Here is a 22,312-nt window from a genome sequence, read left to right on the forward strand (position 1 = left end):
CATTTTGGTTTACCAGCCATGGTTCTGGATGAGCATTCTGTTGTTGGATATTTCACCGAAGGGGATCGCGTAGTAATACATCCGGGGAAGGAAGGTGATTTTACCGGCCACCACTCTTTCATACAGCGGATTACCCGCATTGTCCAGCGTGGTTTTCATTCCTTCCAGTGGTTTGTTGAGTTCCGTTTCAGCGGTCTTCCAGCGGCGGAGGTCCCAGTAGCGCTGTTCTTCAAAAGCCATTTCTATCCTGCGTTCGTTGCGGATGAAAGCCCGCATTTGTTCCTGGGTTAGTCCTGTGGGAACACCATACCTGTTATCGGATCCGGCGGCGATACCCGCTCTCTTCCGGATATTGATGAGTTGGGTGGAAACCGCTGCTGTAGAAGGACCGGAAAATTCGTTGAGGGCTTCGGCATAGTTCAGCATTACCTCTGCGATACGGAACAATACGAAATTGTGGTTCTGCCCGGAATACTGCGCGGAAGTAGCGAAGTTGCCCATGAATTTTCGCATATAGTAACCCGTTTGGGTCTGTACGCCTCCTCTGTTGGGTTTATCCAGGCCACCTTCAAAAGTCTGCACACCACGGTTCAGCCACTGGCTTCCATTGCGGAGTACCGTATTCGCCAAACGCGGATCACGGCTGTTGTACGGATTGGCGGCATCGTAACCGGAAGCGGGATCGGTAATGGCTTTGCCGTTGGCCATGGGAAACGCATCCACCAGTTGTTGGGTAGGACTTGTAGCGCCGTTGCTTACCCCATTCAGCGTATATCCTACGGGGCCATTGTTGGTTTCCACATCGGTGGTGGTGCCACGTAAGAAAGAAAGGATCACTTCATTGTTGCGCCTGTTCAGGAAAACGTTATTGTAGGTACCTTCCAGGGTATACACATTCAGCGTCAGCAGTTCGTTCGCTGCTTTCGCGGCCAGGTCCCAGCGGTTCAGATCGTATCCGGGATAACCCATCACGGCTTTTTGCGCAGCGGAAGCCGCGGCGGGAACACCACCATTGTACAATGGACTGGCGGCATACAACAGTACACGGGCTTTCAAAGCGATGGCGGAACCCCTTGAAGCCTTCCCGAAATCGGGTGCGGGCACGGGTTCAATGAACACCTGGGTTTTAACGGCATCACATTCGGATACGATGTAATCCACGCATTCCGCGAAGCTGTTGCGCGGCAACTGGATATCATCTTCCGGAGAGAAAACCCGGTCGCCTACCAAAGGCACGCCACCGTAACGTTTCAGCAGTTCAAAGTAGAAGAAGGCCCGCAGGAAACGCGCTTCGGCTTTCCAGCGCTTCACTTCATCCGGCTTCGGCACGATATCTATTTTGGAAAGGAAAAGATTCACTTTCCGGATACCGCCATAGTATTTGCTCCACGCGCCATCCGGATGGGACGCGTTGGTAAGATTGCCCTGGATGATAGACTGTATTGACGTTCCGAAACGGGAAGGCATAGCATCATCGGTAGCCGCATCCAGCAGGTCGCCGCCAATACGATTAAAACCCGTGGGCATTTCCGCGTAAATATTAGCGAGAAACTGTTGCGCGTTCAATCCGTTCTGATCCAGCGGATCGAAGATGATCTCTTCGGTAAAATTCTCGAGGGGACCGTTCTCATATTTTTTGCACCCGGCCACCGACAATGCGGCCAGCAGCGCTATACAATAAAATGTTCTCATAATTAAAGTTTGATGGTAAGGCCCGCGTTGAACGTTTTCATAATGGGATATGCGCCCGCAAGCCCTTCGGGGTCTATGTTCCATTTGTTGAGGGAAGAGAACGTAACGGGATTGGTGGCGTTTACGAATACACGTACCAGTTGTAACCGGGCCTTTCCGGCCATCGCTGATGGCAGCGTATAACCCAGTTCCACACTGCGTATCCGGGCATAATCTCCTTTATGTAGCCAATAGGAAGACGTGAGCTGGTTGTTTATATTGTTGCCCAGCCAAAGGCGCGGGTAAGCGGCATCCGTTGTATTTTGCGGTGTCCACCGGTTGGTCTGGTATTCATATACCTGGGCCCGTCCATTGTTTTGGAACGCCATAAAACCACCAAGTTGCTTATTGATATTGGCCGCGCCCTGGAAAAGCACATGAAGGTCGAAGCCCTTTACTTCTACACCGGTGTTCAGTCCATAATAGATTTGCGGTGCGGTATTGCCGATCACCTGCCGGTCGGCGGCATCTATCAAACCATCTTCATTCAGGTCACGGTAACGGATATCGCCGGGCAAAATGCCTGCGCCCTGGAAGGCATGCGCGTCAATTTCAGCCTGGGAAGCGAACAGTCCATCGGCCACATAACCATAGGCCGCGCCAACAGGTTTGCCTGTTTGCAGCATGTAGGCATACATCCGGTTGGGTTCAGCCAGCTTCAAAACTTCCGTTTGCAGGAGGGTAAGGTTTGGGGCGATGAAATAACTGAAAGCGCCTTTCTTTTCCTGCCAGCCCGCTGTTACTTCAAGTCCGGAATACCGGTTGGAACCGAAGTTCTCCCGTACATATTCTGTTCCCAGCATATCCGAACCATTCTGGCGAGATTGTACGAGGTCGAAGTATTTATCGCGGAAATAATCCACGGTGATGTTCAACTTGTTTTTCAGCAAAACCGCATCCACACCCACATTCAGCTTATCCGCTTTTTCAAAACTGATGAAAGGGTTGGCGAGTGTGCCCTGTTGCAAGGTAGTGGTGGAGGAAGGAACCGTGTTGCCGAATCCGTATCCGGAGCCAGTAGTGTAGTACTGGTAATAATCATAGTAACCCACATTGGCATTGCCTGTTCTGCCGAAAGATGCACGGAGTTTCAGGTCGTTGAGCCAGCCAGCCTTGTTTTGAAGAAAATTTTCTTTGGTGAGGTTCCAGCCCAGGCCGATGGCGGGAAAGAAACCATACCTGTTTTCTTTGGGCAGTCGCTCCGTTCCGTTGTAGCTCATGGCCAGGTCAATGAAGTATTTATCGTTCCTGTCGTAAGAGATTTTAGCGGCGGCGCCTGAATAGTTGAAAGGCAGTTCGGAGTTCACCATCCTGTTGTCGTTGTTGTACAGGGCGATGATGTCCAGGTTATCATTGGAAGAAAGTTGTTTGGAGTAACCGAGCGAGAGTTCGGTGTAAAATAACCTGTTCTGACTGTTCACGGCAATGGAGTTAGACTGATCCGTTGTAACACCGTACACATCGTAGGATTTCCCGCCGCCCGCGTCGGTATTTTCACGGAACACCGCGAAGTTTTTACTCCGGTTGATGGTTTCCCGCTGGTAGCCGTTGATGGCGGCGAGCCCTTTCACCCACAATCCTTTGACGATCACGTCCAGTTTTCCTTTCAGGCTCACATCGGCTTTAAAGTCGCGCTCATATACAGGGCGGTATCCTGAGAGCACCGTTTGCCCGTACAGGTTCTGGCGGTAATCCAGGTTGCCGCCCAGGGAGCTGTCGGAGTTTCGAAGGGGATACGCGTTGTTCGGCGTGTTGGCGATATTGTCGAAGATGGTGCCGGTGGTGGCCCCTGGCTGGTTGGAGTTTTGTATCCTGCCTATGAGGTTAACCGAAGTGGTCACCGAGTTACTGAGGTCTATCTCGATATTGGAGCGGATGATATACCTTTTGTAATCTGAATTGGTATTGTAAGTATTGAAGTCTTCTGTTTTCAGGAGTCCTGCCTGGTGGAGGTAATCCAGGTTCACGAAATACCTTGTGGTCTTGTTTCCACCGGAAACGGAGAGATCGTAGCGGCTGAGCGGGGCCTGATTTTCGAGTATTTCACGTTGCCAATCCACATTTGGGCGGGCGATGGGATCGGTTCCGTCCCTGTAAGCGGCGATCGCTTCGGCGGAGTAGACGGGCGCCTGCCCTTCATTCGCGAGCGCCTCGTTGTATAAAGTGGCATAAGTGGCGGCATCCACGAACTTCGGAAGTTGTGTGGGCCGTTGCACCCCGTGCCTTGCGGTAAACTCAATATGCTGACCAGGAACACTGGAGCCTTTTTTAGTGGTGATCAGGATAGCGCCGTTAGAACCCCTCAATCCCAGCATGGCGGTGGCCACGGCATCTTTAAGTAGTGTGATGGATTCGATCTGTTCCGGGTTCAGGGAAGGAAAGCTCTGCGGTGTTCCGTCAATCAACACCAGCGGCTGCTGACCGCGGAGAAAGACATTCACATCATCAAAGCCGGGTTCGCCGATGGTTTGGGTGGTGAACAATCCCGCCATTCTTCCGGTGAGCCATCCCCCGAAAGTGGTGGAGACCGTTTTGCGGAGTTCCTGCCCGTAGATTTCCGAAACGGCGGCGGTGGTTTTCTTCTTTGGCACGGCCTGGTAGAGTAGTTGAACGGTGCCGGGCGGGTTCTCCAGGGTGGAGGTATCCACCGGTGACTGAGCCATGGAGAGGCCTGAAACCAACAATAATCCCAGGCTGCTTTGCAATCGTTTTATCATTATAGCAGCATTTTGGTGATGGAACAAAGTTGCATTCGGATGCCGCTAAAACCAAATATTCCACTACGTCAAAACCTCTACATGATTTATATTTTTAATTGAAAATCAAATACTTATTGTTACTTCAAAAGAAATTGAGGTACTCATGCATGTATGAAATGAGTTGTTTCCCACCCTATGGTTGTTGCCCCGGAATGCTTACGCGGCGCAATCATTATTTTATATTCCACCACAGCATTATTGTCCAGAATGCTCGTTCGGTTTGGTGATATTGATGAGAAAGTCAAACAAGCTGGTATCGTTCGTGGTGAGGTTGAGCTTTTTCCGGAGGCGGTAACGGCTGGTTTCCACGCCGCGGATGGAGATGTTCATGAGTTGGGCGATCTCTTTGGTAGAAAGATTAAGGCGTAAATAAGCGGCGAGTTTCAGTTCGGAAGAGGTGAGGTCGGGGCAATACTCCTTCAGGCGACCCAGGTAGTTGGTATGCACGCTGTCGAAATGGCGGGCGAACTGCTCCCATTCCTGGTCGTGGTCCAGTTCGTTTTCGATCATTTTCACGATTTTCTGGAATTCTTTACCAGCCTTCTGAGGATCGGCATTGCTCCTGTAATCAGAAAGATCGGTCTTCACTTTAGTGAGGAACTCCTTTTTCCGCACGAGGTTCATCGCGGACGAGGCCAGTTCCGCGTTTTTGTGTTCCAGTTCAGCCTGAAGCTTTTCATTTTTCAGTTCAATGATCTGTTTTTCGCTTTTCCCGATTTCCAGTTCGTGGAGGATGCGCAGTTGTTGCTGTTCTTCTGCGTAGCGCCGTTGTTGCTCTTCCAGTTTTTTTCTTTCCCGGCGCTTGTATTTTTCCTGCTGGCGTTTATAGAAAATGTACAGCACTCCGAAGAAGGCCGCACTGTAAAGCAGCCATGCCCACCAGGTCTGGTACCAGGGTGGCAAAATCGTGAACTGGTAGGAAGCGATCGGCGACTCGTTGTCGAAATTGTTCCTGCTTTTCACTTTGAACGTGTAGTATCCTGCGGGAAGGTTGGTGTATTCTTTTTCCGTTCTTTTGGTCCATTCCCCCCAGTTCCGGTCGAAGCCCTCCAGGAAATAGCTGTATTCTGTGTTGTGTTTCTGGCCATACAGAATGGAGGTGCACTCGAAGCGAATGGAATTATTGTCATACTTCACAGCGGGTGCATCCGCTCCGGCTTCAGGCTGGTATCCGCCAAAAATCACGGTGTCGGCATTGCCGCCCGCGCTTACTTTCCGGATCAGTGTTTTCAACGGGTACTTACTCTTTTTATACCGGGCATAGTTGAGGTGAAAGAACCCTTTTTCCGCCGCGATAAACACGTTGTTGCTGTCCACGACATTGATGTGTTCAAACCCGTTCGCCAAAATCTTATCATCCATTTCCGGGATATACATCAGCGAAGGTTTTCCCGCAGAGCGGTCCACCACACCCAGTTTCCGGTTGGCACAAAACCAGATATTGCCATAGCGGTCCTCCTTCAGGTAATCGACCACTGTATTGCCGAACAGGCTCCTGAACCGGGCAGATGCTACAAAATCACCTTCTCTATCATCGTATTCAAAAATGCCGTTATCGCTGGTAAGGATCAACTTGCCACCTATACTATAGATATGGTTGTGGTTTTCCGAAAGCAGTTTCTTCCTGTTTACATAATCGGTTACGGAAGCGGCGCCATCTTTCCCGATAGTGATTTTGTACAAGCCTTTGTAGGGGTGGATGGCCCATACATGATCCCCGTGTTTTTCGATAAGGCGTGCCGATTCGAAATGCACGCTTTTCCCGGGGTTTGAAAATTGGCCGTTCCGGTAGTCGTAAAAGCTGATCCCATTATACGATCCCGCCATGATCAGGGCAGAGGGGACGCTGTCGTAAACGGGTTTGAACAACCAGAAACCGCTTTTGCTGTCAATTACGGAAGCGGTATTGTTGAGGATATGAAAAGCCCCTTTGTTGTGCCCCATCAAAAGTTGCCCATTCACTTCGGAAAGATTCCACACCTGGCCCTTTGTTTTATCCACCAGTGAAAAAGCCCCCTTCGTGTAACTGAGGTCCTCGCCCTGGTTGGAGAGGGGAACGGAAAAAAGTCCCGAGGCCAGACCCAGGTAGAGGTACCCGTTATGTATATACGAAGTATAGCCTGAATTCCGGTCGTCGGTTTCTGGGAAGATGTTTTTGATGGAGTTGCTGTAGGTCAGGAGATCAATGCCGTTGTCAAGCCCCAGCCATAGGTTTTCGTCCTTGTCGAGGAAAATACTGAGCACATTGTTGTTCTGTATCCCTTCTTTTTTGGTGAACCGCTGGATAAAATTGCCGGACTTGGTGATCACCACGCAGCCGCCGAGATTGGTGGGCAGCGCGAGTTTATCGGGAGAGAGCCATACCGCGCCGAATATGTTCATGGCCGCTATTGTTTTGATATCGGGCGTTTCGTAGCGGTGGAGGGAATCGTTGTGGATGATGAAAAGCCCGTGGGAGATGGAAGTAACCAGTGTACTGTCCTTTCCGAAGTCGATGGCATTTTTGAATTGAATGCCTGCGGGAAGAGCGCCGGTACTGATCTTTCCCGTCCATTTACCATTTATGTAAGAAAGCAATCCTTGCTCATTGTCGTATGCGAGGAGGTGCCTGGTGCTATTGCCCATGAAGTTAAAATTCACCCCGTTCCAGGTAGTGAGTTTGTCCTTCGCGAAGCGAATGATTTTCCTGTTGGCGCGGAAAAAGACTTCTTTATTGAAAAGGCATACGTTCCATACATCCGCGAAATCAAATTCCGCGGGCGGCAACATTTTTTTGAGGGAAGTATATTCGAGTTCCCCGTTTTTTCCCGGGAAGAAATAACCGAATTCACCCTGTCCGCCCACATAAATTCTTTCATCCGCGTCAATGGCTATTGAGCGCACTATGGTGGCGTTGGGCAGGGGATAAGTTCTCCAGAAAGCCCCGTCGAAAGAGAGCAGGCCATTGTTGTTGCCGAAATACATGATGCCGTGTTTGTCCTGTGCGATGGCCCAGTTCTGCCTGCCGGCATTGTAATCCTGTTTCAGGTAGTTGGTGATATTGGGAATACCGATGGTATTCTGCGCACCGGCACGGAGTGTAAAGAAGAAGAGCGCCGTCAGCAAAAAAGCAGTAGTTCTCATGCGCAAGTGAATCGTTTGGAACAAAAATAGGCGATTCGCGCATAGCAGGAAATCGGAAGAGGATTCTAACGATTGAAGAGAATGGGTGACTTCACGAAAAGTGTATGGAAGACTTCACTAAGGAGTAGGAGGCTTTACGAAGGTATGGGCTACTTCACAAAGGTATAGGTGACTTCCCTAAAAGGTTACGGTGAAAAAAGCCGGAGATGAGCGTTTTTAAACGGGGTGTGCCGGTTTTTCGGTAGAAGTTCGCGTTCGGTGAAAATACGGGTTACCCGGTGCCACCGACGTTGTTTTCTGCCGATGCACCTGTTGAAATGGACGTGTCCGCATCGGTGTTTTACACCGATGCGGACACGTATTAAAACTTTAACGGTTCTACTTAGGAAAATCTGTTATAGGCTTCAGCCGCTGTGGCGTGGTGGTGATGGAATGCAGGAATGCGATCAGGGCGTCGATTTCCCGGTCGTTGAGCGAGAGTTTCTTCAGGATGGGTGAAGTTTTCGGGAGCAGCGAATCGCGGTCGCCTTTGTATACACGCTGGATAGGAGACGGATTGCCGAGGTTATAAAAGAAAACGACATCTTTTAGCGTCGGGAAGTTGCCATGGTGGAACCAGGGGCCGGTGTTAGCGGTTTCACGCAAGGACGGTGTCCTGAACTTACCCACATCGCTTCTGTTTTTGGTAACATTATACAGTCCGAGGTCTTCGCTGGCGCTGGCGAAAAGCGTTTGTCCGTCGTTGTGGAACTGATCGTCGCTGAATACGCCGCTGTTGTGGCAGTTCACGCAACCAGCTTTGGTTCGGAAGAGGTGAAGGCCCAGTACTTCTTCATCTTTCAGCGCCTGGCTCCGTCCTTTGATGAACAGATCGAACCTGCTTTCGGGACTCACGATGGTTCTTTCAAAACAGGCGATCGCTTTGAAGATTTTGTCCATACTGATGCTATCGCTGCCGAAGGCTGCTTTGAACATGGGTTTGTAGCCGCTGAAAGTTTTTACTTTCTTTTCCATATCGTTCACGTTCATGTTCATTTCCACATGATCGGCGATGGGGAATCGGGCCTGGTCCTCCAAACTGTTTGCCCGGCCGTCCCAGAAAAGTTTTTCGAAGTAGGCGGTATTGAACAGGGACATGGCATTTCGTTTCCCGAGTTGCCTGTCGTGGCCGAAGGATACTCTTTTTCCATCACCCCAACCGAGTTGGGGATCGTGGCAGGAGGCGCAGGCGATCTGTCCTGAAACGGAAAGCCGGGGGTCAAAGAAAAGTGTTTTGCCCAATTCCTTTTTAGCCGCATTAAACGGGTTGTCTTTCGGATGCACTACTTCGGGTAAAGCGCCGATGTCTTTAAAGTTTTTCACATTGGGGTCCACGATGGCCTTCGGCCATTGAGCAGGATCGCCGCTGCTGTACAGTTTCCGGAGCAGGGCGATATCGGGATCTTCATGCACACCTTTAAAGGAAAGACAAACCGCGGCCCCGGACGTTACCGCCAGTAACAATGCTATATGTATTTTCTTCATGGAATTTAATTTGCGTTGAACCTGTATCTTCTTTTTATTTCCGAAGGACCTCCGATTTCGGTATCATCGAATTTCACTTCAATTTCAAATACACCGGAACGGGTATCGTAAGTGCCGGGCTGGTCTGAAGGACCAACGCCAATGTGAAGCTTCTCCTTCGCTTTCGTATAGATGGTAATTTTCTGCGGCAGCACAATCACTGTTCCCGTTTCAATGGAATCAGGACTTTTTGGGATGAACTGGAATAATTTAATGGCAGTGAAATTGTAGTAGCCGGAATCACCTGTATAGCCAGGATTAGTTCCATAAAGGTTATTCATGTATAATACATTCGTTCCTTTTCCCGGAACATAAGGGTTCGCAAAACCGAGTTTATCGGGCTCTCCTTCCGTAGTTACAGAGAAACTCGAAAAATTCCTCCATGTCCCCGTCGCCTCCTGGTATATCTGGGGGCCTGGAGAATAGTACTGTTCCGGCTTTGCCCAGGTGGCGGCCAATGCGGGTTTCGCGTAAGTGGGTTGTGCGTCGTATTCTCGCTTACAGCCGGCAGACAGGAGAACGATGAGTGCGGTGGTTAATATCTGAAGTTTCATTGTTTGCAGTTTTATTGTGAAATAGGAATGGGGCAGGCGAATTTGTCATCGGGGTAACTGATGTTGGCGTTGGCGCTCACACAATCGATGCGAACGAGGTTTTTCCGTTTCCTGCTTACGTCAAAAAATGTGTGTCCTTCAAAGCAAAGTTCCCTTCTCCGCTCCGTTAAAATCTCGTTGATGATTTCCTGCTGGTCGGTGGAAGAAAAGTTGGTAGCTGAAGTATTGGCGCGTTTGCGGATGGTATTCAGGTCGGCCAGCGCTTCGGTCAGCATATTGCTTTCGGCATAAGCCTCAGCACGGTTGAGGATCAGTTCCGAAGTGCGGATCAGTTTAATGTTGTTGGCGCTGTCTGATGTGCCCTGGTATTTTTTAGGGAAGAAATACTCCGTCCCGGAGATGGTAGCTTTCACGAACATGGTGGCCGAAGAACGGATATCAGCGGGCAGGTAGAGATTCAGCACATCATTGGTTGCCGCCCACTGCACCTGACTGGTGACAAGCGGGTTGTAGTTTTCCCCAAGACTACCGCCTGTCCTGGTTCCATAGGCCAGTTCAAAAATACTTTCATTCGAAATATTCTTCCTGCTCCAGGAGTTCACGTATTGCGCCCTGGTAAGCAGACGGTAATTATTCGGTGTGATGATATCCGTTGCCAGCGCGATCACTTCTTCCCAATCGCCCTTGTACAAATGCACCCTGCTCAATAATGCTTTCGCGGCATCCCCGGAGAGCCAGGTTTTATCGTTACCACCGGCGTAAATAGCGGTGCTGTTGGCATACAAAGCGATAGCGGAATCCAGGTCCTTCACCACCTGGTCGTACACTTCTTTCACGGAAGCACGGTTGCCCGCGGGTTCTATTACCGGGCCATTCACCGTTTTCAGGATGATGCCCGGGTGGGAAGCATCAGGCGTATAAGCATACGACTGCGCAAACACACGCACGAGATCAAAATGTACCAGCGCACGAATAGTGTAAGCATCGGCCAGCATCCTGTTCTTCTGGATCAGGCTCGCATCCTTTACATTTCCGATATAAGCAAGAATATTGTTGGCATTGAAAATGATGCGGTAAGCGGTATTGTAGAAACCGCGCATGTCGTTGTCGATATTGTTGTTGGTGAAGTTGAAACTCAGTCCCAGCGACTGGTTCGCGGCACGTGTATATTTAATGTTGCCACCCGTAACTTCAGGGAAAGCATAAAAGAACTTCAGGTAATAATCATTCGCCTTCAGGTTTTCGTAGCAGCCCACGAGCGTGGTGCGTGCACCTTCAAAATTGGTGAAGATTTCTGAAACGGGCACGTTGTTGGGCGATTCCTGCTCCAGGAACTTTTTGCAGGATGTGACGGTGAAAAGCGTTGTAACCGCCAGTAATAATATGATGCTATTTTTACGCATTGCAATTAAATTTTGGAACGTTTATAAACCGAGGCGAACACCCCAGGTGAAGCTCTGCGCCTCCGGGAAACTGTATTTGTATTCACGAACGCCGTTGCGGCCCCTGGGTGAATCCTGTTTGTACCAGTACAGCAGGTTGGTGCCGTTTCCATAAACCGTTACGGAAACACCTTTCAGTTTCTCGGTCACTTTTTTAGGCAGCTGATAAGAGATACCCACATTGCTCAGTTTAATGAACGTATCGTCGTAAACATATTTTGAGGAGTTGCTCACAATCGGGTTACCCTGGCCGCTCACACCCGTAGACAGTTTCGGGATATTCGTGATATCACCCGGCTTTTGCCAGCGGTCGAGCAGGTTCACACTCATGTTGCGCTCCGGCAGGTTCCGGCCATTGTTCTCGTTGATGTAATCGATCAGTGTTTTCGCCCCAAAGGAGTACAGTATATTCACGGTAAGCGAGATGCCTTTGTAACCGAACGCGTTGATGAAACCACCTTGAGCCTTCGGCAAACGATCACCGAGGTAATAGGCGTTCTGCAGGTTTCGGTCAAGGTCAGTGGCGTTAACGATCTTGCCGGTGTTGTCGTAATACATTTCTCTTCCTGTGGCCGGGTCCACACCCGCGAATTCAAAGCCCCATATCGCAGTGGTGCTCACGGATGATTTCAGCAGAGCCGCCAGATAATTCTGGGAAGCGTAACGCGTATAATCGTTTTTCACTTCCAGCACTTTGTTTTCGTTGTAACCTACGTTCAGCGTAGAGGTCCACCTGAAATCTCCGGTGAAAATCTGGGCGGTGATACCTGCGTCAAAACCCCGGTTCCGCATTTTGGCTACGTTGGCCAATACTGAGCTGAACCCGTTTTCGATGGGCGTGGTGATGGTGGAAATAGCATCATCGGTGATATTATTGTATACATCAGCGCTGATGTTAAAGCGTTTCAGGAAACTGAAGTCAAGACCGATATTCGTTTTGTACCCTTTCTCCCAGCCAAGACCGGGATTGGGTGCGGTAGAGATATAGGAAGAAGTCTGGTCGTTGTACCCTGTACTGCTGAAAGTATAGATGCCACGGGCCTGGTAGCTGCCGATACGCGAGTTGCCGGTTGTTCCGTAACTCACTCTTAACCGGAGCATGTCTATCCAGTTTTGTTCCCGCAGGAAGTTCTCCCTGTTGATGAGCCAGCCCAGACCGGCAGCGGAGTTCACGGTGGCGTTCACATCGGTGCCGAAGATCGATGACGCATCATAACGACCACTGAGGGAAAGAAAATATTTCTCAGAAAAATTATAGATCGCCTGCCCATAGCCCGATACTGTAGATGCGGTTTGTCTTGAAGAGGCCGACTGGCGGTTTTGCGCCACACTCAGTTCTGTTATGCCCGAGTAGGTGAAGCCACTTCCCGATCCGCGCAGCAATTTGGTTTGCTCGCCGCGGGCTTCGAAGCCAGCCGTAACATCGAGTTTGTGGCGGGCAGCCAGTTTGCCCGACCAGTTCACCTGGGAAGAACTGATCCAGCTGAAATCGGTACGGTCATAAATTTCGGCGAAGCCATTCAGGTTCTCACCGGTGGCATTCTTCGGACTTTTGAAAAGATCCAGTTTATTGATCAGTCCATCCACACCAAAGCTGGAGGACAAACGCAGGTTCTTCAAAGGCTCATATTCCATCCTGAAAACACCGTTCATGGTACCACCGGAGTGTTTGTTCCTGTTCTGCGCCAGCACCGCGAGCGGGTTCGGCACACCCAGGCTTGACAATTTATAGAAGGAACCATCAGCGTTGTAAACCGGGATATTCGGCGCAATGGGTACTATCGCATAAGCGTTTTGCGCTGTTTTGTTGGTGATGCTCGGTGCCAGCGACATGCTGAAACCCAGCTTTTTGTTGATGCGGTGATCGATGCGCATCCTGATGTACAGCTTCTGGAAATCGTTTCCTTTCTGAATGGATTGCTGGTCAAGGTAGGAGCCGGATATCCTGAATTGTGTAGACTCCGTGCCACCGGAAAGATCGATGTCCAGGTTCCTGAAAGTGCCGAACCTGTTCAGTAATTCAAACCAGTTCGTATTAATATCGGGTGAGCCTGCCAGTTGGTCGGCATCAAATTCGGTACGGCCATCATTGAGGTAAGTTTCTTTCAACAATTGGTGGTACTCCGGTCCCGAGAGCCATTTTAACCTGTTGATGGACTGGCTCCAGCCGTTGCTGTAATTGATGTTCAGCCTTGCTCTTCCGGCCCTGCCTTTTTTGGTGGTGATGATGATCACCCCGTTGCTGGCATTCGCGCCATAGATGGCGGCCGCCGCGGCATCTTTCAACACGGATATGCTTTCGATATCATCCGGGTTAATACCGGCCATCGCGTTCAGGAGTTCCTCATTGTTGAGAAAAGCAACAGGTTCATCCTTTTTCCGTTGCTCCGTAATAGGCACACCGTCCACCACGAACAAAGGCTGCGCCGATGTGGTGAGGTCGGTGGAGTTTGCACCATTCAACCCTGAAAGGGAATTCTGCCCGCGGATATTGATCTTTACGGGTGTACCCAGTTCAGTATTGGTCACGACCTGCATACCGGGTACCAGCCCTTCCAGCATTTTATCGAAACTTTCAATAGGGCGCGTGGTTTGCAGTTGCTGCGCGGAAACAGTGGCCACACTTCCCACCACTTCTTCTTTACGTTTTGGCTTGCTGTATCCATTTGTAACGACGAAGGCGGAAAGTTCCTGTACGTTTTTCTCAAGCGTAATATCTATACTGCTATGCCCACTTACCCTGTATTCCTTTTTGTGGTAACCCACATACGTGAATACCAGCGTACCACCAACGGCCTCCTCAGCGTTGAGTTGCATGGTAAATTCTCCCCTTTCGTTGGTGACTGAAGCTTTTTTCGTTCCCTTCAACAGGATCACCGCGCCACTGAGCGGATCGCCCATATCGTTGTACACATGTCCGCGGATTTCGCGGGGCGGAACGGGCAAATCTTTATTGGCCGCGTCTTCCTTCCGGCGGATCACCACGATCTTGTCTTCTATCGTGAAAGTGAGGCCACGTTCATCAAGAAGTTCACGCAGGACCGTTTCCAGCGAAGCGTCTTTAGCACGCACATTAAAAGGACCGGTGTTTTTCAACAGATCGTAATCGTACCAGAAATTGTACCCGGTCTGTTGTTTAAGGGAAGAAAAAACTTTCTCCATGGAATTGAACCTCCCATTGAGATTGATCTTTTGCGAGAAGCCTGTTGCGGAAACCTGCAAACAGGTGATGGTCATGAACACGATAAGCATCCTCATAAACAGGAGTGTTTGCCGCAGCAACGCCCTGTTTTGCAGGAAGTTGCCACAAAGTTGTAACTTCATACGAAACATTGTTTTGGTTTTCTGATCTAGATCCGTGAGACGATTTTTATCGGGGAACGAACAATTTCACCAGGGGCGGGCCTAATCGCTCCTGGTTCTTGTTCACTCCTTTTTATGGTGATACAGTTAGTATATTTCCTTCCAGTTTACAGTGCACGCCAGACAACTCCAGTACGCGCAAAACTTTCGACAATGAGCTGTTGCGGCTGATCTCTCCCACGAGGTGCTTTTCAGGAACATCGCCCGTGTACACCACTTTTACCTTGTACCATCTTTCCATCTGCCGCATAATCGTGGGGATATCCGCTTTGTGAAAACTGAACAACCCGTTTTTCCACGCCAGTTCATGTGCTTCGTTGGCGGCATGCTTTTCAAAATCTGCATCTCCGGGTGAGATACTGGCTACGGATCCCGGCTCTAATTGAATGGAAGCGTTGCCGTGTTTGAGTTTTACGGCCCCTTCCGTGAGTGTTGTCCGAATATCCTGTTCGTTCGCATACGCCATTACATTAAAGTGCGTTCCAAGCACTTCCAGTTCCATACCACGGGCATATACGCGGAAAGGCATTTCCGTATTCTTTTTCACTTCGAAATATGCTTCCCCCGAAAGCTCCACCCGGCGTTCTTTTCCTGTAAAAGCGCTGGGGTATTTTAATGCGCTGGCAGCGTTTAACCATACCCGTGTGCCATCCGGAAGCACCACGCTGTATTGTCCGCCTTCAGGTGTTTGCAGGGTGTTTTCAACAGGTACCTCGCCGTTGTTTTCTCCCGCGTAAACAAGGAGATCATCACCGGACTTAACGGGTTTCATCCCCGGTTGTTCCGCCAATGCGCCTACGCCTTGCTGGTCCAGTACGATCACCTTCCCATCAGCCAGCACCAGCGTGGCATGGTTGCCGCCTGGTGCGGCATCAGCTTGCTGAAAAGTATTTTTATCGGGAGAGAAAAGATAGAATCCTGTAATCACAAATGCGGCCACCGCGGCGGCAGCGACAGTGGTCCTGACCCAGCTTCGGCGGAAGCCTATCACCTTCGGCCTGCTTTCTTCCGCAATATGTTGCTTTACATTGTTCAGTACCTGCTGCTTATGGCTCTCTCCGGCAGGAAACGCTGGTTCAGTTTCAGCGAATGCCTTCAACATCGCGGGGTCCCATGCATCGGTGGGCATCTCTCCGGAGCGCATGGCCTCGTGAAGTTTATCGAGTTCCTCCGGCGTAATACGATCGTTCAGGTAACGATCCGCCAGTTCCTGGAAGGATTGTTTTTCCATAACGTAGTTGGTACAAAGTGGTTACCTGGATGACGGCTGTAGAATCAAAACGTTAACATGGCCGTGAAAAAAAATTTCAGGGCGGTGAAAAGCCACCAGAGCGGCAGCAGCATTTTCCGGAGTCTGGATACTGCCCTGGCCAGAAAAACCCGGGACGAAACCGGTGTAATGCCCAGTCTTTCAGCGATCTGTGTATGGTTCAACCCTTCCAGGTAACTCAGGGTAAAAACGGCCTTAAGTTGGGGAGAAAGGCGGCCAATCGCGTCATTCAATTGTTCCCTTTGCTCTTTGCGTTCCATGAAATCGGGCGCCTCCGCATCCGTAGAAAAGTAGCGGCGCAGTTCTTCCATGTTCTCCTCGCGGAACACTTTGTTCCGGAGATGGTCGTACACCAGGTTTCGGGAAACCGTGTAGAGAAAGGCAGGGAAATTATCGAGATCAACCAGCCGGGCGCGGTTGTTCCATAAACGGATAAATATCTCTTGCGCAAGGTCATCCGCTATTTCAGGGGATTTGGTGAGCCGGATCGCGATACCATATACATAGTCCCATGCCTGAAGGAAGAACACTTCAAACGCGGCGGAATCGCCTGCGGCGATCTTCCGCAACAGGTCGGGATCGGTATGAAAAGAGGGAGCAGTCAAACCAGCGCTTTAACCCTTGCAAGTTAGTGCAGTGGAGCCAAGGGGTCAAATACGGTGAAAAAACATACGGAGGTAAAGTGTTTACACGGGGTATGCCAGTTTTGTGGAAACAGACATGTTCGGTGAAAATACGGGGTACCCGGTGCCACCGCTGGTACTTTCCACCCGAAAACGCGTCGAAATAACGGGAACCTATGGGTGTTTCCCTTCAAGGTGATACCGTGTTGCATTACGATTGCTAACTGCTAAAAAAAGCGCTCCCGTATCGGGAGCGCCTGTGACCGCCTCTTACTATTTATAAATGCTGATGCCGTGGTTAGAACCCGATGCCGATGTAAATACCCACCACGCTGTTCTTGGAATCGCCGGTGAGGTTTCCTGAAAGGCTGCCGGATTTTCCGATCTCGCTCATACCATAACTGTAACGGGCACCGATGGTTACGTTAGAAATATCCACGCCGATACCTGCGGCCAGACCAGCATCAAACCGGTTGAAGTTTTCCGCATTCAGTTCGGTGGCGCCGTTAATGGTGCCATTGTCATCCATATCTTTAATGTTTGCCGCAGCCAGGTAGCTGATGTACGGACCACCATGGATGTTGAAGTTGCTGCCCAGGTTGATCACCGCCATTACGGGCAATTCAACGTAGTGCAGGTTAAAACGGTATTCTCCTGATCCCTGAAAAAAGTTATCATAACGGAGTTTTGCTCCTTTGTTGGAATAAGTAAGTTCAGGCTGGATGGAGAAGCCCCTGGCGATGGGTAGTTTTGCGAAGAAACCTACGTTTGGCCCCAGTTTCATGTTGTTGTCGTCCACTTCGTCCACATATAAATTGGAGAGGTTGGCCCCAAGTTTCAACCCGAATTTGGGGGAAAGTGAAGACTCGGATGAAGTTTGCTGCTCCTGTGCCATTGCGGCTGTTCCTAAAAACGCTACGGATAATACTGCTACTAACTTTTTCATGTTGCGGATTTTTAAATGATCAATCTTTAATTTATAAGTGCTGATTGTGAATTGCTTATATTCAATTGTTATGCCAGATAGGATCTAAGCATCCAGGCGGTCTTTTCGTGGGTGCCCAGGAAATTGGTGAGCATATCCACTGTTACAGGATCGTCGTGTTCTTCTTCAATTTTGCTGATGTCTTCCCTAAGATGGCGGGAAATGGCCTCGTGGTCGGCAAGCAACTGTTTCACCTGCTTATCCTGTTCGGTATGGTAAGGCCCTTCTTTCAAACGGGTTCGTCCCAGGAATTCCTTCATGGTGGCCGTGGCTTTTTGCCCCAGTTGGGTAACCCTTTCTGCAATCTCATCAATTACTTCGCGGATGGTATCGTATTGCCCTTCGTACAGCCGGTGCATTTCCATGAAACTGACGCCCGTTACGTGCCAGTGGTAATTCCTGGTTTTGGTGAGCAATACATATTCATCGGAAAGCAGGGTGTTGAGGACCGCTGCAATACTTTTCGCGCTTTGTTCTGTAATACCTGTATTCGTTTTCATCTGAAAATGAGTTTGTAGTGATTTGTGGCTTACGTTTTAAAAAATCCGTGCCATTAACGGTTGAAAGAGAATATGCCGAGGTCAGGATTTTCTTTTCCCATCAGTTCATCCCTGATTAATTGCGCGGCGATGATGCTGAAGGTGATGCCGTTCCCCCCGAATCCCAGGGCGAAGTAGGTGTGTGGGCGGCTTTTATGCTTCCCGATATACGGTAACCCGTCTTTGGTACCTGCGAAGGTGCCCGCCCATTTAAAATCGGTTTTAAAAGGAAGGTGTGGAAAAAGAGATTTGAATTTTGCTTCCAGGGCTTTGGCTTTCTGCGGCAGCCGTTCATCTCTTTTCTGTGGATCGGAAAAATCATCGTCCATACCGCCGATGAGAATCCGGTTGTCGGGTGTGGTGCGCAAGTAGATATATGGGTCTGCGGTTTCCCAGATCAGGGCATCTTTATACCATAATTTTTTCTCCCGGAAAGGTTCGCTCACGATGGCATAGGTGGAATGAAGCAACTCCACCTGCTGCTCAAGGTATTGTTGTGATTCGTATCCGCAGGCGATCACAAGGTGCTTCGCCTTTATAATAGCACCGGTATCGGTTTCAAGTTCCACCCCGTTTCTTTTGTGCCTGATGTCCGTAACGGCGGTGCCATCAAATACCTTCAGTCCTTTTTTTGCGGACTGCTCCAGCAATGCATGGGTGAGCCGGTACGCATCTACCACAGCGCCATCCGCCGACAGCAATCCGGAAGGCGCATTCATGCCGAAAGTTTTTTTCACCTGCTCCCCATTCAGTTTTTTCAACGGTATGCCGATCTGTTTCCGCAAAGCGTATTCTTCTTCCTGTTCTTTCACATCCTTTTTATAAGAAGCGAACTGGAAACTGGGGCGCAGTTCAAAACCACATTCCTCTGGCAACCCTTTGCAGATCTGTTGCAAGTCGTAAATAGATTTTCTGCACAGGAGGTAACTTCTTTCAGCATTCTTCTTTCCCACCTTCTCCATCAATTCACGCAACGGTGTATCTATTTCGTATTGCAACAATGCCGTAGAAGCCGCGGTACTGCCCATGCCCACGTGCCGCTTATCAACAACGATCACTTTTTTACCGGCCTTTGCCAAATGCCAGCCCACCAAAGCGCCTGTAATGCCGGCGCCAATAATGGCCACGTCGGCCGTGCTGTTTTTCTGAAGAGAAGGGTAGCTGTTGACGATGCCGTGCCGCAACAGCCAGTAGGGGTATGCTGAACGAAGGTCCATAGAACGTTTTCCACTACTGTAAAAAATACGCTCCACCCTTTGTTGGGGAAAATCCACCCCAGGAAAAGATGATTTCTACGGTCTTGCCATAGCGCACACGATGCACGGCACGATGGCAAGGTATTTTTAAATACTGCTACGAGACCCTTTTTAATTCACCAATAAATAAATTTTTATGAGAAGCATACTTTATCTGATAGCAGTGGTACTGATTATAGGTTGGTTACTGGGCGTGTTTGTATACAGCGCCACCGGCCTGATCCACCTCCTGATCGTTCTCGCCATCGTAAGCCTGTTGCTGGGCGTGATCCGGAGAGCGTGACGAAAACAATCACACCTCCATAAATTCCCAGGCGCTTTTGTAGCCGTCTTTCCTTTCTGCGTGGGCAATGAAGCCCGCGTAGAAAGGAAACTGGGACAATGTTCCGCTATCGCCCACCACTACCAGTTTCTTACGCGCACGCGTCATCGCTACATTCATCCTTCTGATATCAGAAAGAAATCCGATCCTGTTATCAGGATTACTGCGCGTTAAGGAGATGTATACGATATCTCTTTCCTGTCCCTGGAACCCATCAATAGTATTAACGGAAATGTGTTCTTTCACCTGCATTAACAAAGCATTGTGTTGCAACAAGTCCTTCAATATGCGAACCTGTTCGCGGTAAGGTGAAATCACCGCCACGGAAGGAAATTTTTCTTTTCCCTTCTTTTCTTTCAAAGTTTCCACCATCCCGGAAAGATGCCTTAATAAAAAGGCCGCTTCTTCCGGATTACTTGTGCTGGTGCCTTCCAGCTTTTCTTCAAAACCGCAACCCGCTGTATCAATAAAAAGCAGGGGCTCATCCTCGTCAAACAATAAATGCCCGGCAACAGCACTGTTTGCTTTTAACTTATTATCGTAGAAAATAGCGGATGCGTACTCCATGATACTTTCGTGCATCCGGTATTGTTCTTCCAGCAATACCACCGCTTCGGGATGCAACTCAACATTCTTCTCCATCAAAGTTTTGCTCAATCCTTTTTTCGCGGCCTCCTCCGAAATAATGGTGGGCGGCAATTGACAATGGTCTCCGGCCATCACCAGTTTACGTGCCTTTAATACAGGAATCCAGCAGGAGGGTTCCAGCGCCTGACCCGCTTCATCGATAACGGCTACATCATATTGTAAATGGCGCACGGTATAATGATTGGCGCCGACTGGTGTTGCGGTAATTACCTGCGCCCGGTTCAGGAGATCATCTACAATATACTGTTCGGTTTGCTCCACCTGTTTCATAATGTTGCGCGCTTCGGCGAACAGTAATTTCCGTTGTTCCCTTTCGGCCCTGCCGAAACTGCGTTTGTACTTATGGGCCATATCGCGGAATTCGTTGGCCTGTTTGCGGAGTTTTTTAATCTCTTTCACCGATTGGTGCTGCGCCACCTTACTGTCCAGTGTAAGCGAAATCAATTTTTCAGAAACCCGGGCGGGGTTGCCCACGCGCAATACATTTAATCCTTCATCGGACAGCTTTTCACTCAACAGGTCCACGGCGGTATTGCTGGGCGCCACTACCAGTATCTTTTTGTTCCCCTGTTCCGTTAACGCTTTGATGGCCCGTACCAGCGTGGTTGTTTTACCTGTTCCCGGCGGGCCATGTACGATGGCAAGGTCCGCGGCGGAAAGGATCTTCTGAACAGCGTTGTTCTGGAAAGTATTGAGTGAAGGAAAGGACTGGAAAGGCATTTCGTGAAAAACAGGCTTTGCGGCACCCGTAAGCACCTGCACCAGCCGTCCTTCTTTAGGTTCACCTGCCAGGGAAGCAGCCCTCTTCAGCGCGGCTTCCATTTCTTCGTAACTATTGTTATCGAACAGGATATCTACACCCAGTTTCCCATCATCGGCCCAATCGGGGAGTTCATCGGTTCGGAGCGACAGCTTCATTTTATTGCCGCTCTGGTAATTCACCACGCCTTCCAGCCTGCAGTTTTTGGGATCGTGCTGGGAAAACAGTACGGCCGGCACGCCAAAGCGGAACTGGTGCGCCACATCGGTATGCGTGGTCCTTTCCAGTTCCAGCACCAGGTAGTCGCCCCGCCCCATCTCTGATCCACGGATGGCGATGGGGTACCAGGCGATGCCGTTCGCTCTCCGTTGTGCAACGGATGTTTGGGCGGAGATGAATTCGTATTGTTTCCTGTCCTCGTTTTTTTCGATCTGTAATAATTCCTGAAGCTGTTTGAAATAATCCATGGCGCAAAGGTAACGCCTGCGTTTATTTTTTCAGTTGAATCAGCAATTGGTCGAGGTTGGAGAGTCCCATGGTGAAGCCTTCTTTGAAGCCCATGGACACGATCTTTTCCAGGTCTTCGAGGGAAGCGTATTTCAACAGGATGTCAACGGTGGTGGTTCCGGTATTGTCGATGAAAGTGTTGAGCCATTCGGTTTGCGGGAAGGATGTGTTGAGGTTGCCGTTTTCATCGCAGAACGCATCGAGGCAGGAAAAACTTCTTAAAGGCTCGATGGTTTTGTAGTCCGCACGGCACCAGTGTTTTTCATCTTCCGGGCTCACCATCGCGTACAGCCAGTGACCACCTTCGCGGAAGTCCATTCTTTTGGTAAGGGAGCGATATGGTTTTGGCGCCCACCACTGATCAAGCAGTTCCGAGGTGGTCCACGCTTTCCAGACCAGGTCGGTATCCGCGTCAAACTCCCTTCTTACGTTGATGGTGTTGGTGGCTTTGTCAACGGTGAAATCGAATAAAAGATTGCTGTTCATTTTTTATTGTTTTTGATGGTTTTTAATACATCGTCGAGCTGGTTGAACTTTGTTTCCCATAGTTTTCTGAATTGCTCCAGCCATTTGTCTACCTCCTTCATTTTACGCAGTTCCAGCTGGTAATAAATTTCGCGGCCCCGGGTTTCCTGCTTTACCAGTTCACATTCAGCCAGGATGCCCAGGTGTTTGGAGACGGCCTGCCTGGTGATATCAAAATGTTGGGCCAACGCGTTCGGCGTCATGGCCTGTGTGGCGATCAGCACAATGATGGCGCGGCGGGTGGGGTCGGCAATGGCCTGGAAAACATCTCTTCTCATATCGGAATTTATTTAGGAAACCATTCGGTTGCGAATATACGCAACTTTTCGGTTGCGCAAATTT

At 49.7% G+C, this 22,312-nt stretch carries 16 protein-coding genes; 1 reads left to right on the forward strand and 15 read right to left on the reverse strand.

Features of this window, described 5'->3' with window-relative positions; translation table 11 throughout:
- Positions 1 to 9 precede the first annotated feature (9 nt).
- The 12 genes from M4J38_RS05585 to M4J38_RS05640 all read right to left on the reverse strand — a co-directional run bounded on the left by M4J38_RS05585 (position 10) and on the right by M4J38_RS05640 (position 19,169).
- Complete coding sequence (locus M4J38_RS05585) at positions 10 to 1,692, reverse strand: RagB/SusD family nutrient uptake outer membrane protein (protein WP_251758549.1); 1,683 nt, start codon at positions 1,690 to 1,692, stop codon at positions 10 to 12.
- A gap of 2 nt (positions 1,693 to 1,694) precedes the next feature.
- The gene (locus tag M4J38_RS05590; protein ID WP_251758550.1) at positions 1,695 to 4,448 is read right to left on the reverse strand and encodes a SusC/RagA family TonB-linked outer membrane protein; all 2,754 of its coding nucleotides are present in this window, start codon (positions 4,446 to 4,448) and stop codon (positions 1,695 to 1,697) included.
- A 237-nt stretch (positions 4,449 to 4,685) separates the two neighbouring features.
- Positions 4,686 to 7,613, reverse strand: a complete 2,928-nt coding sequence (locus M4J38_RS05595; protein WP_251758551.1) for a two-component regulator propeller domain-containing protein — start codon at positions 7,611 to 7,613, stop codon at positions 4,686 to 4,688.
- Between the two features lie 378 nt (positions 7,614 to 7,991).
- The gene (locus M4J38_RS05600) at positions 7,992 to 9,137 is read right to left on the reverse strand and encodes a cytochrome-c peroxidase (RefSeq protein WP_251758552.1); all 1,146 of its coding nucleotides are present in this window, start codon (positions 9,135 to 9,137) and stop codon (positions 7,992 to 7,994) included.
- A 5-nt stretch (positions 9,138 to 9,142) separates the two neighbouring features.
- On the reverse strand, positions 9,143 to 9,730 hold the full coding sequence (locus M4J38_RS05605) for a hypothetical protein (protein WP_251758553.1): 588 nt from the start codon (positions 9,728 to 9,730) through the stop codon (positions 9,143 to 9,145).
- 11 nt (positions 9,731 to 9,741) lie between these two features.
- Entirely contained in the window at positions 9,742 to 11,133 is a 1,392-nt protein-coding gene (locus M4J38_RS05610; RefSeq protein ID WP_251758554.1) for a RagB/SusD family nutrient uptake outer membrane protein, read from the reverse strand.
- A 21-nt stretch (positions 11,134 to 11,154) separates the two neighbouring features.
- A complete protein-coding gene (locus M4J38_RS05615; RefSeq protein ID WP_251758555.1) occupies positions 11,155 to 14,496 on the reverse strand; it encodes a SusC/RagA family TonB-linked outer membrane protein in 3,342 nt (1,113 codons plus the stop codon).
- A 112-nt stretch (positions 14,497 to 14,608) separates the two neighbouring features.
- Positions 14,609 to 15,766: a FecR family protein gene (locus M4J38_RS05620; RefSeq protein WP_251758556.1), complete on the reverse strand. Its 1,158-nt coding sequence runs from the start codon at positions 15,764 to 15,766 to the stop codon at positions 14,609 to 14,611.
- A gap of 44 nt (positions 15,767 to 15,810) precedes the next feature.
- Positions 15,811 to 16,410, reverse strand: a complete 600-nt coding sequence (locus tag M4J38_RS05625; protein ID WP_251758557.1) for an RNA polymerase sigma factor — start codon at positions 16,408 to 16,410, stop codon at positions 15,811 to 15,813.
- Between the two features lie 316 nt (positions 16,411 to 16,726).
- The gene (locus M4J38_RS05630) at positions 16,727 to 17,374 is read right to left on the reverse strand and encodes a porin family protein (protein WP_251758558.1); all 648 of its coding nucleotides are present in this window, start codon (positions 17,372 to 17,374) and stop codon (positions 16,727 to 16,729) included.
- 68 nt (positions 17,375 to 17,442) lie between these two features.
- Positions 17,443 to 17,913 carry a Dps family protein gene (locus M4J38_RS05635; RefSeq protein ID WP_251758559.1) on the reverse strand — a complete coding sequence of 157 codons (471 nt, stop codon included), beginning with the start codon at positions 17,911 to 17,913 and terminating at the stop codon, positions 17,443 to 17,445.
- Between the two features lie 53 nt (positions 17,914 to 17,966).
- The gene (locus M4J38_RS05640; protein ID WP_251758560.1) at positions 17,967 to 19,169 is read right to left on the reverse strand and encodes an FAD-binding oxidoreductase; all 1,203 of its coding nucleotides are present in this window, start codon (positions 19,167 to 19,169) and stop codon (positions 17,967 to 17,969) included.
- 175 nt (positions 19,170 to 19,344) lie between these two features.
- On the opposite strand from M4J38_RS05640, the gene M4J38_RS05645 reads away from it, so the two are divergent.
- The gene (locus tag M4J38_RS05645) at positions 19,345 to 19,491 is read left to right on the forward strand and encodes a lmo0937 family membrane protein (protein WP_251758561.1); all 147 of its coding nucleotides are present in this window, start codon (positions 19,345 to 19,347) and stop codon (positions 19,489 to 19,491) included.
- A gap of 9 nt (positions 19,492 to 19,500) precedes the next feature.
- Here M4J38_RS05645 and M4J38_RS05650 read toward each other — a convergent pair whose 3' ends face one another.
- The 3 genes from M4J38_RS05650 to M4J38_RS05660 are packed head-to-tail and all read right to left on the reverse strand — an operon-like array spanning position 19,501 to position 22,248.
- Entirely contained in the window at positions 19,501 to 21,405 is a 1,905-nt protein-coding gene (locus M4J38_RS05650) for an AAA domain-containing protein (protein WP_251758562.1), read from the reverse strand.
- A 22-nt stretch (positions 21,406 to 21,427) separates the two neighbouring features.
- A complete protein-coding gene (locus M4J38_RS05655) occupies positions 21,428 to 21,931 on the reverse strand; it encodes an SRPBCC domain-containing protein (protein ID WP_251758563.1) in 504 nt (167 codons plus the stop codon).
- On the reverse strand, positions 21,928 to 22,248 hold the full coding sequence (locus M4J38_RS05660) for a helix-turn-helix transcriptional regulator (protein WP_251758564.1): 321 nt from the start codon (positions 22,246 to 22,248) through the stop codon (positions 21,928 to 21,930). Before M4J38_RS05660 ends, M4J38_RS05655 begins: the two co-directional genes overlap by 4 nt.
- Positions 22,249 to 22,312: the final 64 nt, after the last annotated feature.

It is taken from the genome of Parasegetibacter sp. NRK P23, from assembly GCF_023721715.1.
In the GTDB taxonomy this organism is placed as follows: Bacteria; Bacteroidota; Bacteroidia; order Chitinophagales; family Chitinophagaceae; genus Parasegetibacter.